Origin of the sequence: Natronospirillum operosum, assembly GCF_004768465.1 — a bacterium.
Taxonomy (GTDB): Bacteria; Pseudomonadota; Gammaproteobacteria; order Pseudomonadales; family Natronospirillaceae; genus Natronospirillum; species Natronospirillum operosum.
On record NZ_SRMF01000011.1, the window covers coordinates 1 to 16,107 of the forward strand.

Annotated in this window: 16 protein-coding genes; 6 read left to right on the top strand and 10 right to left on the bottom strand. The window is 60.0% G+C overall.

What is annotated here, in order from left to right:
• Nucleotides 1-141 precede the first annotated feature (141 nt).
• Entirely contained in the window at nt 142-798 is a 657-nt protein-coding gene (locus tag E4656_RS17405; protein ID WP_135484594.1) for a nucleoside/nucleotide kinase family protein, read from the top strand.
• Between the two features lie 32 nt (nt 799-830).
• A complete protein-coding gene (tal, locus tag E4656_RS17410) occupies nt 831-1,790 on the top strand; it encodes a transaldolase (RefSeq protein WP_135484595.1) in 960 nt (319 codons plus the stop codon).
• Nucleotides 1,791-1,802: 12 nt separating this feature from the next.
• On the opposite strand, the gene E4656_RS17415 is transcribed toward tal, so the two are convergent.
• The 4 genes from E4656_RS17415 to E4656_RS17430 all read right to left on the bottom strand — a co-directional run bounded on the left by E4656_RS17415 (nt 1,803) and on the right by E4656_RS17430 (nt 5,404).
• Entirely contained in the window at nt 1,803-3,023 is a 1,221-nt protein-coding gene (locus tag E4656_RS17415) for an ROK family transcriptional regulator (protein ID WP_167856115.1), read from the bottom strand.
• Between the two features lie 46 nt (nt 3,024-3,069).
• On the bottom strand, nt 3,070-4,365 hold the full coding sequence (locus tag E4656_RS17420; protein ID WP_135484597.1) for an ATP-binding protein: 1,296 nt from the start codon (nt 4,363-4,365) through the stop codon (nt 3,070-3,072).
• On the bottom strand, nt 4,362-5,087 hold the full coding sequence (locus E4656_RS17425) for a response regulator (RefSeq protein WP_135484598.1): 726 nt from the start codon (nt 5,085-5,087) through the stop codon (nt 4,362-4,364). The genes E4656_RS17420 and E4656_RS17425 overlap by 4 nt, the downstream gene beginning before the upstream one ends.
• 83 nt (nt 5,088-5,170) lie before the next feature.
• Entirely contained in the window at nt 5,171-5,404 is a 234-nt protein-coding gene (locus E4656_RS17430) for a hypothetical protein (RefSeq protein ID WP_135484599.1), read from the bottom strand.
• Nucleotides 5,405-5,740: 336 nt separating this feature from the next.
• Here E4656_RS17430 and E4656_RS17435 point away from each other — a divergent pair, with 336 nt between their 5' ends.
• On the top strand, nt 5,741-6,532 hold the full coding sequence (locus E4656_RS17435; protein WP_135484600.1) for a class I SAM-dependent methyltransferase: 792 nt from the start codon (nt 5,741-5,743) through the stop codon (nt 6,530-6,532).
• Nucleotides 6,533-6,589: 57 nt separating this feature from the next.
• Here the strand turns inward: E4656_RS17435 and E4656_RS17440 are convergent, their stop codons facing one another.
• Both E4656_RS17440 and E4656_RS17445 read right to left on the bottom strand, forming a co-directional pair.
• Complete coding sequence (locus E4656_RS17440) at nt 6,590-7,957, bottom strand: HTH domain-containing protein (protein ID WP_135484680.1); 1,368 nt, start codon at nt 7,955-7,957, stop codon at nt 6,590-6,592.
• A 282-nt stretch (nt 7,958-8,239) separates the two neighbouring features.
• A complete protein-coding gene (locus E4656_RS17445; RefSeq protein WP_135484601.1) occupies nt 8,240-9,583 on the bottom strand; it encodes an MATE family efflux transporter in 1,344 nt (447 codons plus the stop codon).
• Between the two features lie 300 nt (nt 9,584-9,883).
• Between E4656_RS17445 and E4656_RS17450 the strand changes: the two genes are divergently transcribed.
• The 3 genes from E4656_RS17450 to E4656_RS17460 all read left to right on the top strand — a co-directional run bounded on the left by E4656_RS17450 (nt 9,884) and on the right by E4656_RS17460 (nt 12,886).
• A complete protein-coding gene (locus tag E4656_RS17450; RefSeq protein WP_167856116.1) occupies nt 9,884-10,894 on the top strand; it encodes a BamA/TamA family outer membrane protein in 1,011 nt (336 codons plus the stop codon).
• Between the two features lie 87 nt (nt 10,895-10,981).
• Nucleotides 10,982-12,004: a pirin family protein gene (locus E4656_RS17455; RefSeq protein WP_135484603.1), complete on the top strand. Its 1,023-nt coding sequence runs from the start codon at nt 10,982-10,984 to the stop codon at nt 12,002-12,004.
• Between the two features lie 60 nt (nt 12,005-12,064).
• Nucleotides 12,065-12,886, top strand: a complete 822-nt coding sequence (locus E4656_RS17460; protein ID WP_135484604.1) for a substrate-binding periplasmic protein — start codon at nt 12,065-12,067, stop codon at nt 12,884-12,886.
• Here E4656_RS17460 and E4656_RS17465 read toward each other — a convergent pair.
• The 4 genes from E4656_RS17465 to E4656_RS20835 all read right to left on the bottom strand — a co-directional run bounded on the left by E4656_RS17465 (nt 12,877) and on the right by E4656_RS20835 (nt 16,020).
• Complete coding sequence (locus E4656_RS17465) at nt 12,877-13,755, bottom strand: helix-turn-helix transcriptional regulator (protein WP_167856117.1); 879 nt, start codon at nt 13,753-13,755, stop codon at nt 12,877-12,879. The genes E4656_RS17460 and E4656_RS17465 overlap by 10 nt on opposite strands.
• 234 nt (nt 13,756-13,989) lie before the next feature.
• Nucleotides 13,990-15,171, bottom strand: coding sequence for a choline ABC transporter ATP-binding protein (gene choV / locus E4656_RS17470; RefSeq protein ID WP_135484606.1), 1,182 nt, complete (start codon nt 15,169-15,171; stop codon nt 13,990-13,992).
• A gap of 1 nt (nt 15,172) precedes the next feature.
• Nucleotides 15,173-15,796, bottom strand: coding sequence for an ABC transporter permease (locus tag E4656_RS17475; protein ID WP_476703736.1), 624 nt, complete (start codon nt 15,794-15,796; stop codon nt 15,173-15,175).
• Nucleotides 15,769-16,020 (bottom strand): hypothetical protein, encoded by a 252-nt coding sequence (locus E4656_RS20835; RefSeq protein ID WP_476703737.1) that lies wholly within the window; start codon nt 16,018-16,020, stop codon nt 15,769-15,771. Before E4656_RS20835 ends, E4656_RS17475 begins: the two co-directional genes overlap by 28 nt.
• Nucleotides 16,021-16,107 lie beyond the last annotated feature (87 nt).

Consider the following 16,107-nt stretch of genomic DNA (forward strand, 5'->3'; position numbering starts at 1 on the left):
GTGGCGCCGGTGGTGCTGTTCGCGCTGGTGGCCAACCGCTTCATCATCAGCGGCATGACGGCGGGAGCCGTGAAGGGCTAGCCAGGGCGGCCTGAAGGATGGGGCAGTGTGCTTTTAACCCGCGATTGACAGAACTGTGATATGAGCAATCTGAAATCAAATATCGAAACGGTGGTAGACATGATCTCTACCGTGGCCAAACCCGGCAAACGCACTATGGTCGCGGTGGCCGGGCCGCCGGGGTCAGGCAAGTCGACGCTGTCCGAAGCATTGGTTGAGCGTCTGCGTGCAGGGTCTGAGCCGACACTCGGCAAGGCCGCCGTGCTGCCGATGGACGGTTTTCATCTGGATGTGGAAGAACTCAAGCCGCTGGGGCTGGTGTCCCGCCGTGGTGCACCCAATACCTTCGATCCGCAGGGTTTTCTGGATTTGCTGAAAGCAGCGCGCAAGTATTCGGGTGATGTGAGGTATCCCATTTTTGATCGGGTTCAGGACCGAGCCATCCCTGATGCCGGGGTTCTCTGCGAGGAGACGGAAATTGTCGTTGCAGAGGGCAACTATCTGCTGCTGGATGCACCTGTATGGCGGAAGATGAAACCCTTATTCGATCTGACTGTATTTCTGGAAACACCCATCGCAACGCTGGAACAAAGATTGATGGATCGGTGGCTGAATCTCGGCTTTTCGTCCGAGAAGGCCCGAGAGAAAGTGTATGGCAATGATCTGATAAATGCGCGACTGGTCATGTTGGAGAGCACATCGGCCGACATTCGTCTGAATGAAGAAACCCTTGTATGACATCCGTCCATGACAGCGAAAGAGTCAACAGTATGAAAAGTTTACTTGATCAACTGAAGCAGTACAGCACTGTTGTGGCCGACACCGGAGACCTGGACGCCATTCGTCGCTATCGGCCTGTGGATGCCACGACCAACCCCTCACTGGTTCTCAAAGCGGTAGAATCGGGTCGCTATGAAACTCTGCTGGACCAGGTTATCGCTATGGTGCGCGCGGAACAGCACGATAACGCTGAACAACGCATTCGCAGCGCCTGTGATCATCTGACTGTGGGTATGGGGAAGGCCATTCTGCAACATGTGCCCGGCAGGGTATCGACCGAGGTCAATGCGGACCTCTCCTTTGACACCCGGGGCAGTCTGGACAAGGCGCGCCATCTGATCGCGCTTTATGAAAATCTGGGCATTGGACGTGACCGGGTGCTGATCAAGCTGGCGGCCACATGGGAAGGTATCGCGGCAGCAGAACTCCTCGAAAAAGAGGGCATTCAGTGCAACCTGACGCTGATCTTCAGCTTTGTGCAGGCCAGAGCCTGCGCCGAGGCGGGCGTCTATCTGATTTCACCCTTTGTCGGCCGTATTCTGGATTGGTATCGCAAGGCTGAACCGGAACGTGATTTTAGCCCGGAAGAAGAACCTGGTGTCCGATCGGTCAGTGAGATTTATCGGTATTTTCGCAGCCGGGAGTACGACACCATCGTGATGGGTGCAAGCTTCCGCAATGCGGGTGAAATTCTGGCGCTGGCCGGCTGTGACCGCCTGACCATCAGTCCGGCGCTGCTGGAGGCTCTGGAACAGACAGCGGAGCCGCTGGAGCAGAAGCTGCACGATACGGGAGAGCGGGTCGAGCGCCCTGCAAGACTGACCGAAAGCGAATTCCGCTGGGCGTTCAACGAAGACACCATGGCAACAGAGAAGCTGGCTGAGGGTATTCGGGGCTTTGCGGCGGATCAGCACAAGCTGGAAGCACTGTTGCGCCAGCGTCTGGCCTGAAATCTCTCGACTTTATGGACTCGGAGCACTGGCCAGAGGCACTTTGGCCGGTGTTTCGCGCAACAGGGTATTCTGATCAATCATGTAGTCGGTAGAAATTTGGTAGGCAGCCGCACCGATGGCTCTGGCCAGGGCGCCGAAGTGGCCGGCTCTGAGCTCAGGGCGGTTGACTCCCTGCAGATCCAGCCGATCCAGTTGCTGTTCGATAGCACTCACCAGCCGCTGACGCACTGCCGGCGGGAAAGCACCGTCAATGACCACCGTCTCGAATTCGAGAATGGCGAGGGCCGACACGATGGCGTGACCCAGGCTGCGGCCTGCCCGGTTGACCCAGATGGTCAGTTCCGACTCGAACTGCTCCCAGTGTTCGGTCTCCGTGTATATGCTCTGGGCCAGGTCGGTATCGCGCTGGGCGAGCAAACGCTCGAGCACCACCAGTGAAGCATGGTCCACCAGCCGATCGCCACCGGACTCGTCGGGAATTCGTAACGGGCCTACACCACCGGCATTGCCACGACGCCCGGGAAAGACGCTGCCATTCAGTACGATACCACCACCGATAAAGCTGCCGATAAAGAAATAGGCCAGATCCTGAACATCAACCGGTGGGCCAAATACCAGCTCTGCCCGGCAGGCGGCGGTGCCGTCATTGCTGATGGTCACGGGCCAGGGCACTGCCCTGGAAATTTCGCCGGCCAGGTCAAATGACTTCCACAGGGCCATCTCTTCCCGTGGGGCACCGAAATCGGACGTCCAGCTCCAGAGTTCGAATGGAGTGGCGATATTGAAAGCTGAAATATCGTCACGTGCCAGTCCGGCTTCCTGCACTACGGCGTCCAGGTGCTCATTGATGAACTGCAGGGTCGTGGCCGGTGTCGGGTAGGCGTGCTGCCTGGAAATCACGGCTTTCACCTGCCCGGTGAAGTTGACCACCACCAGATCGAAAGAGCGCCGGCCAATTTTCATCCCGACATAATGCAGGGCATCCGGGTTCAGCCGCATGGGCACAGATGGCTGGCCGATGCGGCCTCTGATCGGCTCATCGCGCAACAGCAGCCCATCGGACTCCAGCGAGCGAAACAGTACCGACACCGCGTTGGCCGACAGACCGGTGATTCTGGTGGCTTCAGCCTTGGTCAGTCGCTGATGCACACGCAGCAGGTGAAGTATCAGCCGCTCGTTGATGCCGCGAACTGTGGTCAGGTTGGACCCTTTCAACGGTCTGGATGCCATAATGAACTCAATGAAACTTCCTGCTGGCCGCTTTCGGCTGATGGATTCATTGTATCGTATTTTGGCTGCAGGGTGGGGCCGGGAGCGGCCATTCAATTCGAAACCGCGCACCACCCAGAGGGCTCGATTCTGCAGAGATGGTGCCGCCGTGCAGCGCGATGATCTGATGCGCGATCGAGAGCCCCAGGCCATGGCCGCCGGTATCGCGGTTGCGTGCTTTATCCAGGCGCACGAACGGCTCGAAAATACGCTGGCGATGCTCTGCCGGTATGCCGGGCCCGTCGTCGTCCACGCAGATCAGAACCTGGTCTGCTGTCGATTCGACAGACACCCTGACCTCACTGGTGCTGTGTCGCAGCGCGTTGCGCAGCAGATTGCCCAGAGCTCTCTCGATATGCTGGGTGTTCATGGGCAGCCAGACCTCTGCTGGAATATCAAACGACAGGTGTCGGTCATGGGCTTCCCGGCCCAGTTTCTGTTGGAGCCGCCGCATGACCTGAGTCAGACTGGCGGGCTTCGGGTCCGGCTGCAACTGCTCACGCTCCAGACGGGCGTGGCAGAGTATTTCGTTGGCCATGTCGTTGAGTTCATCCAGATCCTCATGCATATCAGCGATGCGTTGTTCTCTGATGTCGGTGTCATTGCCTTCCGACAGCATTTCAAGCTGGCATTTGAGCCTGAACAGCGGTGTGCGCAACTCGTGGGCCATGGCATTGGTCAGTTGCCGATGGCTGCTCAGCAAGGCAGCGATGCGGTCGGCCATGGTGTTGAAGCGTTTGTTGAGGTCTCCCACACTGTCGGCGAGGCGCGTGGAAGCACGCGCCGAAAAGTCGCCCTCTGCAAAAGCGCTGGTGGTGGCTTCCAGCTTTCTTATGCGCACCTTCAGACCCAGCAGCCAGAACAGGCTGCACAATACCAGACAGCCGAACAGCAGGCTGAGCAGCACTCGGTTCAGGGTCCGTATGCTGTGCTCTTCCCGGGACAAGTAGACATACTCTCGGGTACCGAAGGTAAGGTAACCCTGGTCCAGTTTGTAATTCCATACTTGCAGTTCGCCCTCACTGAGTTGGTCGCGAACGTCATCGGGCAGGGCAGGGTCATCCCAGGACAGTCGTTCCAACTGATGGAAATTGAGTTCCGCCACGCTGTATGCCAGTGCTTCGGCATACTCCATGCCCTGGTCTTCAGCGACCTGGTCTATCAACACCAGCAAGCGATTCAGGCGGTCTTCCAGAGTCAGGTCGTCAGGGGCCAGGTGATGCAGAAGCAGGTGCAGTGAGGACATCAGGATGGCCAATGGGATGATCAGCCAGAGCAGCAAGGTGAGGTAGAGCCGTTTCACAGGTATTCTCTGGGCTGATTCCAGGTGTCCGGTACAAACAGGTAGCCCTTGCCGCGTACGGTGATGATCCGCCTCGGCAAGTGCGCACTGTCGCCCAGCTTGCGGCGCAGGGAGGCGATCTTGTTGTCCACGGTGCGGTCCAGACCGTCGTAGTCGATGCCACGGGTCTGTCTGACCAGAAACTCCCGTGTCACCACTTCATCGGGGTGATTGGCCAGCAACCACAGGACTTCGAATTCGCCGTCACTCAGCACCACGGACTCTCCGTCCAGCAGGCATTGTCTCCGACTGCCATGCAGGGTCAGGTGTCCGTATTGGCGGACATCGGGTTGATCCGGGAACTGGTTGTCTGTCGGTTTCTGGCGGCGAATCAGCATGCGGATACGGGCCAGCAGCACTCTGGGCTGAATGGGCTTGACGACAAAGTCATCTGCGCCCAGTTCCAGCGCCGCGACCTGATCCATGTCGTCATCACTGGCGGTAAGAAAGAGAATGCGGCCGGTGTATCTGGGACGCAGAGCACGGCAGACACTCAGGCCATCCATGCCAGGCAGCATCAGATCAAGCAGCACCAGATGAGGTTGTCGGGTCAGGATGACATCCACGGCTTCTCGACCGTCTGTCACACACACGATATCGATACCCTGAGCAGTGAGATACTCGTTCAGTATTCCCGCCAGCTTGCGGTCATCCTCTACCAGTACTGTCTGAATAGTGTCCATAGGCTGCATTTTATCCATGCTGGCTGGTATCAACAGCCCAATTTTTTGTATGGGTTTGTCACGGGTCAGTCGGAGCGGCAGTTTCAGTCTTCATCCTGTTGCTGGTCACGCCATTGAGTATAGGCCGAGGTGATCAGGTAAACCCCAATGTAGGCCAGGGAACCGGCAAGCAGCACGAACAGGGCAGTTTCAATTCCCGGGTGCAGGCCGGGCACCCCTGAGTCGAGCATCACGAAAGCCGCACCACCAAAGACGACCAGAAACAAGGCGCCATAGCCGAGACACAGGTGAAAAACCCAGCGCAATCGGCTGTTCATGTTTTTACCTCCGATCCGATTGGTTGACCGTTTTTACGATGGCGCAATCAGGGTGTCAGTCCCACATGATTCGTGTACGGAATTGTCTCGATGCTTGCGATTCTGGCCGGTGCTGGTTAATCTGCCGGTTCATCCATTCGTAAGGCTAGGCCATGCATTTTCCTGTCATCATGACCTTCCTGCTGGGCCGTCAGCGCGCCGCCTGAGTGGCGGGCAGAAGTCGACCCCAATTCACAGAGTGAAGAACCCGCGCTTCGGGCAGTTGCCCGTGCGTAAGCGGTGCTTCAACACCTGTCTGCCACTGATTCCCATGAGGTTCACTATGAGGAATTCAGTATGGCTAAAATACATCGCAAGACAGCCGCCACCAGCCAGAGCTGGGACGGGGTAGCAGACTGGTATGCCGGCTGGTCCGGCGCCAGGGGCAGCTTTCACCATCGCAAGGTAGCCATCCCCACAGTAATGGATCTGCTCCGCTGCAGGGCAGGGGAGAGCGTTATTGATCTGGGCTGTGGTCCGGGGGCCCTGGCGTCTGCCGTTGCTCAGGCCGGCGCACGGTATACCGGCGTTGACCTGAGCCGCAAGTTGATCCGGTTTGCGCGCAAGCACAACCAGAGTCGACAGGCGGATTTCCAGGTCGGCGACCTGACTGATGCAGATCTGGCACGCACTCTGGGCCCGGCCCGTTTCGATGCCGCCGTGTTTCTGCTCAGTCTGCAGGATATCCACCCCATGTCGGCAGCCATTGCCAACGCGGCAGCGATCCTGCGCCCGGGCGGCCGGCTGGTGATTCTGATGACGCATCCCTGCTTTCGCATACCCCGTCAGAGTGGCTGGGGCTGGGATGGTGGCCGCAAGCTGCAGTACCGCCGGGTCGACCATTACCTGTCGCCGTTGCAGGTACCCATGCAGCCGCATCAGGGCACCGGCGGTATTACCCGCAGTTACCACTGGCCGCTGTCGAGCTATGTCAGTGAACTCAGTGCACAGGGACTGATGATTGATCAACTACAGGAAATTCCCATGACCCGACTGCCCAAAGAACAGTCGGTGTCACGGGCAGAAAAGCGGGCCCTGCGCGAGATCCCGCTGTTTCTGGCCTTGCGGGCCCAAAAACTCAGCGGCTGATTGTGCAGAAATCAAAGGAGGGCTTTGCGGCCCTCCTTTCTCGTTACAGTTGTGCTCCTATTCTTCCACCCAGGCCTGCTTGGCCGTTAGCTTGTGAATGAACTCGTCCACCCGTTGCTGAGCGGGCCTGTCCTTGATGCGGTTCCAGTAGGCGGTAAACTCCGGGCGGCTGTCGATGGTGCCAAACTGCATGCCCCAGCCGATATGAGAGCCGACATAGACATCGGCGGCGGTAAATTGCCGGCCGGTGATATAGGGTCTGTGGCGCAAGGCACTGGCCAGGGTATCAAGCACTGTGGGCAGGGTCCCGCAACCCAGGCTCATCTGTTCCTGTTCATTCAACTTGTAGCCCAGGCTCTGCAGTGAAACCGTCTGCTCCAGCGGGCCGGCGGCGAAAAACAGCCAGCGATAGTAGTCGCCGCGCTGATCCCGTGGCGGCGCCAGGCCTGCCTCCGGGAAGGCATCCGCCAGATAGGCGCAGATCGCCGGTGCTTCCGTGACGATGACATCCCCGTGCTGAATGGCAGGCACCTTGCCCATGGGGTTGATGGTCAGATAGGGCTCCGCCTTCATGCTGGTGCCAAAGTCCAGAATTTCGGTCCGGTAGGGTGCGGCCACCTCTTCCAGCATCCAGTGGGCAATGGCACCGCGCGACATCGGATTGGTGTACAGGGTAATGGTGCGGTTCATGGCTTTGTCCTCGTTTTCCGTTGGGGTTGACCCAGTATGTGCGGCACTGATGCCAGAAACTGGCAGCAGCGATTTCTGCCAGCGCCGATACAGCTCGGACCGTCGCCCGGGGTAACGCGTTTCCAGGCATTCGATGTCCAGTGCGCGGTCCAGGCGGAACTGTCGGAAGTCCTGACGCAATTCGCACCAGGCGATCAGGGTGCGCCGGGAGTCCAGGTAGCCGATGGCAATGGGCCAGACCAGACGTTCAGTCACAGCGCCGGCCTGATCTCGGTAGTGCAGGCGAATTGTCTGCCCGGATCGAATGGCGCGTCGCAGCAGTCCGGGGTCGGCGGGCGTCTGCAGGGCCGGGCGATTGCCCACGAGCAGCGGCGAGTCGTCCACGCGAAAACGGAGCTCTGCGGGCAGGATGGAGGCGATCTTGCTCAGGGCCTCGCGGGCAGCAAGCGACAACTCCTGATCATCACCCTTGCGCACCCAACTGAGGCCCAGGGTCAGGGCTTCGATCTCCTCTTCGGACAGCATCAGTGGCGGCAACAGAAAACCGGGTTTGAGGACATACCCCATGCCCGGCTCACCCTGCACATCAGCCCCGATGGCTTTCAGGCGATTGATGTCCCGATACAGGGTGCGCTGCGATACCCCCAACTCGTCCGCCAGCACGGCAGCCGTCACGGGGCGCCGGCGCCGGCGCAGGGCCTGCAGCAGGTCAAACAGTCGTTCAGCACTGGACATGGGGTTCTCCGCAAGGTGGCCGACATAGGGTTGCTGAGTCCAGATCATTCTACTCGGGACTACTGCCATATTCTGACAGTAGTCTAGTGTCCTGTCTGGTTAGTTCGACAACTCTCTGTGTGCGGTCTGCGGTGTCTGGCCAAGGCGACATCCCGCTGGCGTGGTGGGCCCACTTCAAGGGATGTCAACACAGGCCAGGGGCCGCAGAGGCACGCCCTCCGGGAGCCCCTGAAGCGCTCTGATAGCGGCGTTGCGATGTTTCGATCTGGAGCCACCAGAGCGTCAGACCGGACGCGTCTTGATCATCACCCGTATTACCAGCAGGGCACCGGCCGTGGTCAGGCCGATGGCAAAGCCCCACCAGAGGGCGGTGGGGCCGAACCCCAGACCGAAACTGAGCAGGGCGCCCAGGCCAATACCGGCCAGCCAGTAGCCGCCCACACCAATCACGACGGGCACCACGGTGTCCTTGAGGCCGCGCAGCATCCAGGTCGAGAGCACCTGATAACCGTCGAAGATCAGAAACAGCGCGGCGATACCGGCCAGAATCACGGCGTATTCCAGCGTCTGGGCATAGCCCTCCGCGTCGGGGTTCATGAACAGTCCCACCACCCACTGCGGGCGCAGCAGAAGCAGCAACATGATGCACAGGGTCACGGCGGCAGTTACGGCGTAACCGAACCAGGCCAGACGGCGCACCATCACCCTGTCACCGGCCCCCTTGTAATAGGCAATGCGCACGGCCAGGGCTTCACCCATGGACAGCGCAATGATGAAGTTGACGTCGATCACCGCCAGCACCACATTGTTGGCCGCCAGCCAGGCCGCGCCATAGATACCGATCAGCATCGAGATCACTATAAAGAAGCCGCTTTCCAGCAACTGCATGGCGCCCGCCGGCAGTCCGAGCCGGGTCAGCTCCCACAGGCGTCGCCAGCGCAGCACCAGCAATTGACGCAGAAAGTCCAGGCTGTAGGCGCGCTCTGCCGCCCAGGCATAGGCCAGCAGGATGAGCAGTGACAGAACGTTGACCAGTACAGTGGCCACGGCAGCACCGACTACGCCCAGGGCAGGAAAGCCGAAGCGACCAAATACCAGCAACTGGTTCAGCAGGTAGTTCACCACCACGGCGGCGATGGACACGAGCAGAAACACCGAAGCCCGCTTCATGACGGTCAGAAAGTTCCGTACCACAGCGAACCAGAGACCGGGCACCAGCATCCAGGCGACCCAGAACAGGTAGGACTCGATTTCCGTCTGCATGGCGGCTTCATAGTCCAGCTGGCGCAAGACCCAGGGTGTCAGTATCACCACCAGAATGCCGAGCAGGGCAATCAGCAAGGCCAGCCAGAAACCCTGCACCACGGTCAGGGTCACATCTCCGGGCCGGTCCTGCGCCAGTGCCTCGGCACTGAGTACCGATACCATGGACAGGATGCAGAACCCCATTACCAACCAGCCGAAGACGATGGTCTTGCCCAGGCCGACTGCGGCCAGTTCGACACTGCCGAGCTGACCGACGATATAGAGATCAGTCAGTCCAATGGCCACTTCAGAGAAATAATAGGCCAGCAACGGCAGACTGATGCCGAGTACGGTTCTGTATTCTCTGTATGTATGTGTCATCTGTCACTTCCTTGATCCTGTGCAGGCGGGCTATGCTGCCATATCTGCCGACCAAACGGCAGTGGCGGCCCGGGCACAATGGCTGTTGTTGCGGCACAGGTCGTCCAGGGATCGGTTTGTCGGCAGCCTGCGTAATGAGCAGGCCGTTGCAGACAGTCATTCACCATGCATGAGGGAGTTTTGATGGTTGCCCCAATTAACCGGCACCGTGTTGCCGCAAGTCAGATTGTCGCCAGTCGGGTCGAGGCCGGAACGCGACGCGGAGTCGTGTGGAGGCGGGGGCTTGTCAGAGGGTTGTTGATGCTGGGGCTGTTGCAGGCCCAGACGGTGTTGGCAGCAGACTATATTGTGCTGCCGGTGTTCGGCAGTCAGCCGGACACCGGGGTTCAGTTGGGCGTGGCGGCCATCTGGGAGAGCGAGCCGGTGGCAGACAGCTATGCGGTCAATCTGTTTCTGCTGGGGACGGAGAACCGGCAGGCCATGGGCTCGGTGGGCCTGCGCATACCGGGTGTTGTATCCGGACGCCGAGACTACTTCGAGGCCGAGATTCATGCCAGCTACTTCCCCAATGAGTTTTTCGGCTACCGGGCCACCTTTCTGGAGGACGGCGCCGGCTATGATGAGGAAACTCTGCGCTTCCGGCTGGCCTGGTCCTACCCGCTCGACAGCCGCTGGCGGGTGGGTGTCGGTGGCATAGCCGCTGTTTCCGAGGTCGAGTTTGATGACCCGCAGGATCCGCTGCTGGATGATGTGGCCTGGACCGAGGGTGGCCGCCTGTTCGGGCTGGAAGGCAGCCTGACCCGGGATTCACGGGACAGCATGAGCTGGCCAACCATGGGCACCTGGGCACGCACCGAGGCGACGGTCGCCCGGGATGACGACAGCGAAACCTTTGCCTGGGCCAGTCAGAGTGCGGCCGTGTACTACCAGATCCCGGCCGATGTCATCCTGGCACTCGGGGGGCAGGTGCAGGCCGCCACCGACAACACGCCGTTTCTGTACATGCCGACACTCACCGGCAGTCAGTGGATGCGCGGTCTGCGCGACGGGCAGTATCGACACCAAACGACAGTGGCCACCCAGCTTGAAGCCCGTCTGCCGCTGAGTCCCCGCTTTGCAGCCACCACCTTTGTGCATACCGGACAGGTCGCCAGCAACCCGGGTCGCTGGTGGGACGAAGACTGGAAAAGCGGCGGCGGGGTCGGCTTGCGCTATTCGATCAGCAATGAACGCCGGCAGAACATTCGTGTGGATATGGGCTGGGTAGACGGCCGTGGTGGCCTGGTCATCAATTTCGGCGAGGCCTTCTGAGCAACTTGACGGAAAGCGGTTGTGATCGAGTCGGGGCAGCCCCATGTATATGTGCAGCCTGAATTGATTGTTCCGAGGATGACTGGTATGAGCGGCTCCGCCCTGAAACGTGTGCTGGATCTCGGGTTTCCCTGGCAGACTGCCGACCCGTTTCTGTTCTGTGTGCATCATGAAGATCACTTCCCGCGGGGGAATGGGCAGATGGGGCCTGACGCCTCGCTGGCGGGTCGGAATCTGGGCATGGATTTTGAAATCCGGGATGGCTGGCGCATGTATCACGGGGAGCGTATCCCGGGTTTCCCGGCGCACCCGCACCGAGGCTTCGAGACTATTACCGTGGTTACGCGGGGCTTTGTCGACCACGCGGATTCCCTGGGTGCCGCCGGCCGCTACGGCGAAGGTGATACCCAGTGGATGACGGCAGGCCGCGGCGTGCAGCATTCGGAGATGTTTCCGCTGCTGAATGATGAGGCCGGCAATGAGCTGGAACTGTTTCAGATCTGGATCAATCTGCCGGCACGCAACAAGATGACAGAGCCTCATTTCGCCATGCTGTGGAACGAGGATGTGCCCGTTTATCGGCACGAGGACAGCGCCGGGCGTGTGACCGAGGTGAATCTGATTGCCGGCCGGCTGGAGGATCTGCAGGCCCCGCCACCGCCGCCTGCCAGTTGGGCTGCCGATGCCGCCAACGAGGTGGCCGTGTGGACACTGTGCCTGGAACCTGGCGCCGAGTGGACCTTGCCGGCGGCCAGTCCGGGTCTGAACCGCTGCCTCTATGTCTACCGAGGTTCACTGCTGACGGTCGAAGGGCAGACCATCAGGCCGCAGCAGGGTGCCGTGCTGCACTCCGATCAGGCGGCCCGACTGCGGGCAGGGGAGGACGTCACCTGGGCCCTGATGCTGCAGGGTCGCCCGATTGCCGAGCCCTTCGCCAGTCATGGTCCCTTTGTGATGAACACAGAGCAGGAAATTCATCAGGCCTTTGCCGACTTCCGTCGCGATGAATTCGGTGGCTGGCCGTGGCCGGACCGTGATCAGGTGCATGCGAAAGATCGTGGCCGCTTTGCCCGTTTTGCCGACGGTACGGAGATCACGCCCACCGAGTGACGGTGACAGCGGTCACTGCTAGACTGAGTGTGATGCGGTTCATGCGCAGAGGCAGCAGTCATGAGAAAAGCACTACGCCGTGCAGAACGGGGAGCTGTTGCCGGGCTGGTATTGGCAGCGGTGCTGGTTGTTTCGGCTGCTGGCAGTTCCCTGGCCTCGGATCAGGCGTCGGTAGAGCTGCCGGATCATATTCTTCTGACTACCGGTGGCTGGCCTCCGTTCCTGGTTGAGGATCATTATCAGCAGGGCTTTATTGCCCACCTGATTCGCGATGTGTTCGCAGAGCATGATATTGATGTCGAGTTTCAGTTCATGCCCTGGGCCAGAGCCTATCAGCATGCCGCAGCGGGCCAGGCGCATGGAACTGCGGTCTGGATGGATCAGGCAGAGCGCCATGATGATTTCCTGTACAGCGATCCGGTGCTGGAAGAGACGTTTGTCTTTTTTCACCGCGCAGGCCACGACTTCGACTGGAACTCCTTTGACGATCTGCGTGCTCTGATCATGGGCGGCGTCTATGGCTACAGCTATGGGCCGGCATTTGACCGGGCCCATGCTGACAACATCTTCTCGGTGGACTGGGTGGCAGACGAGGCGCTCAACCTGCAGAAGCTGCTGCGCGGCCGTATTGACCTCTACCCTCAGGAGATCAATGTCGGTTACGCCAATATACAGAGCACGCTGTCGGCAGAAGAAGCCGCGCAGTTGACCCACCACCCCAGACCGATTCACAGCGACTACAGCTTCCTCCTGCTGACCGCCGCCTTGCCGGAGTCAGAGCCGCTGCTGTCCCTGTTCAACCGGACCCTGGCCGACTTCCGGGAAGATGGCCGCTATGAGCGTTATTTCGAGCGTTCCGCTGCCGGTTACTATCAGCCATGACCCTGAATCTCTCCCGGCCATGCCACGCCGGGCAGTTGCTGCACCACCTGTTGCACCTGATGCAACAGGCTGTCGGGGTGTCGACTGAACAGCCCGTGCAGGTATTCCATGCGCAAATGCTGTAGCCAGCGGCGAGCGTAGAAATGGGAACCACAGGTGATCCACAGCGGGTTGATGCCGGTGGCCGCCCACAGGCGCATGGCCATATGGGTGCCGAACTGACGCACGCCCTGCAGCCGGTTGCGCTCGTAGGCTGACAATGTGCTGTAGGTGATGCCCAGCAGCTCGGCAAGTTCCTCTTGTCCGATGCCGACGATCTGCCGGAGCTGATACAGGCCTTCACCTATGATCTGGTAGTAGGCATCCAGTTCGGCATCGATCTGTGAATTCTCGGGCCAGTGCAACTCGAGTTCGGGCGGTGCTGCCTGGTCCAGTTCCAACTGATGACACAGCAGGGCTGCCAGCCCGTTGAAGGCGCCGTCACTGCAACGTCCGACATAGCTTTGCAGCGGCAGGAACTCACGCCGCAGGGTCAGATGGCTGAACAGGTGTTCGTAGCAACTGCCGGCAAGCAGGTAGTGCAGCGGTATGCCGGTGCGCATCATGTACTGGGCCGTGGTCAGCAGACGCAACTGGTGCCGCCCATCTTCATAGTTGCGGTATTGTGTTCGCGAGACATTCAGCAGGGCGGCAATTTCGTACTGATGAGCCTGCAACGCCAGTCGGCAGCGACGGAGGTTGAGGCCGATAGTGGATGCCTCGTTGGCCTCCAGTCGCTCGAAGTCGAGTTTGCGTGGCACCCAGTGCCGTTTGATGGTCGCTTTCAACGGCGTCAGGTCGACGCCCCGGCCCACCCAGTGGGGCTTCATAAGGTCGGTTTGCGGGGGCAGATGGCTAATGGGGGAGTGGCATGCCGTCATGGTGAGGTCCTCTCTGCGGTGACATTATGCCAGGTGGTGCCCTTTATTCCTGTGGGCTCCAACTACCCTGACGGACAAGCCTGTTCAGCATACTGAACCTGGGGAGCAGTTTTTATATCAGAAGTTGACATTCTTTGGGCTGTAAAAGCGCACCTTTTGTCCTGCCGGTGCGCTTCCGGCCTGTCAGCTGTCACTCAGATGCTTGCTCAGCAGAGTGTGGTAGATTTCCCGTTCTCCCAGCGCGCCCACCAGCCGCCCGTCAGCTTCCACCAGCAGGTTGTGCCCGGTGACATAGCAGATCTCCACGGCGTTGCGCATGGGTGTGGCGGCCGGAATCCGTGTCGGCAGCCGGTCCAGCGACTCGATAGCCTGACCGGGCTGCCAGCGCTGAGTGCTGAATGACTCGCCGCCCATGGTGACCCGGGTCGCCATGATATCTTCGCTGGTCATGACCCAGACATCATGCCGCTGACTGATACAGCGGTTGTTGTCGGCATCGGCCGGAATATCGTCCAGGCGCCGCATGACGGACCCGGCCTCGAGCGTGTTGAGTGGGTTGGTGTTGGCGACAAAGCTTTTTACATAGTCATCGGCCGGGTACAGGATGATGTCTTCCGGCGGCCCCTGCTGCACGATGCGGCCATCCTTCATGATCACGATATTATTGCCCAGACGCAGGGCTTCATCCAGATCATGGCTGACGAACAGGATGGTTTTCTGCAGTTTTGCCTGCAGCTCCAGCAGTTCGCTTTGCAATTGATGGCGAATCAGCGGGTCCAGGGCGGAGAAGGGCTCATCCATCAGCAGAATATCCGATTCGGTCGCCAGTGCCCGGGCCAGACCCACACGCTGGCGCATGCCGCCGGACAGTTCATCCGGGTAGGCATGGCGCCAGGCATCCAGACCGACCAGCGCCAACTGGTGATCCACCCTGGCCTGCTGATCAGTCTTGCTCAGGTGCTGCTGGCGCAGACCGAAGGCCACATTTTCCTCCACAGTCAGCCAGGGCATCAGGGCAAAACTCTGAAACACCATGGAAATCCGTCGCGTGCGGATGTCGCGCTGGGTGGCTGCATCGACTTTGGCAAAGTCGACCTGCTGACCCTCATGCTCTATCAGCACCTCGCCCCGGGTCACGGCATTGAGGCCGTTGACGGTGCGCAGCAGGCTGGATTTGCCGGAGCCGGAGAGCCCCATCAGCACGCATATTTCTCCGCGCGGTATGGTCAGGTTGGCTTCCTGTACGCCGAGAATCTGCCCGGTTTCGGCCTTGATGGCGTCCCGGTCGGCGCCCTGGTCCAGCATCTCCAGAGCACGCTGCGGGCGCTGGCCGAAGACCACACTGACATTATTGAGTTCAATCATTTCAGCTTGCCTCATGTCTGGAGCGTTGGCGGAACAGACGGTCCAGCCAGATGGCCACCAGCACAATGGCCAGACCGGCTTCGAAGCCGCGGGCGATATCGACCGTGTTGAGTGCACGCACCACGGGTACGCCCAGACCATCGGCGCCGACCAGAGCGGCGATGACCACCATCGACAGCGACAGCATGATGCACTGGGTGATGCCGGCGCCGATGCTGTTCATGGCGGCCGGCAGTTCGATGCGAAACAGGATCTGGCGCTGGGTGTAGCCAAAGGCGCGCCCTGCCTCCAGAAATTCCTTCGGTACCTGGGAAATACCCAGGTAGGTCAGCCTGATGGGCGCAGCGATAGCGAACACCACGGTGGAAATGACACCCGGCACCACACCCAGACCGAACATGGTCAGGGTCGGAATCAGGTACACGAACGGCGGAATGGTCTGCATCAGATCCAGCACCGGTTGCAGCGCACGATAGAGCCGCGGATGGTGCGCGGCGTAGATGCCGGTCGGGAGGCCGATCACGATACAGATCAGGGTGGCATAGAGAATCAGTGACAGGGTGGCCATGGTCGCCACCCAGTAGCCGAGATTGAGAATCAGCAGGAAGCTGATAGCGGTGAACACTGCAAGTCCCGACGCCGCTGCACAGCATAGGTAATTGCGGTGAACACGGCTATCAGCACCAGCGGCGGAAACCACAGCAGGGTACCGGTCAGGCCGTGAATCAGATCCGCCAGGTTGTCGGAGATCGCATCGAAGAACAGACTGCCGCTGTCCACCATCCAGTCGATCAGGTTGGCCATCCAGCGGCCGAAAGGCAGCTTGTTGTCATAGAACCATTGCATCATGAGAGGTGTCCTGCACAGTGCTTCCCCGCCGGAGCCGATCTTGGGGCACTGCGATGCCCAGGCTCCGGGAGGAAGGGGAGAACGACG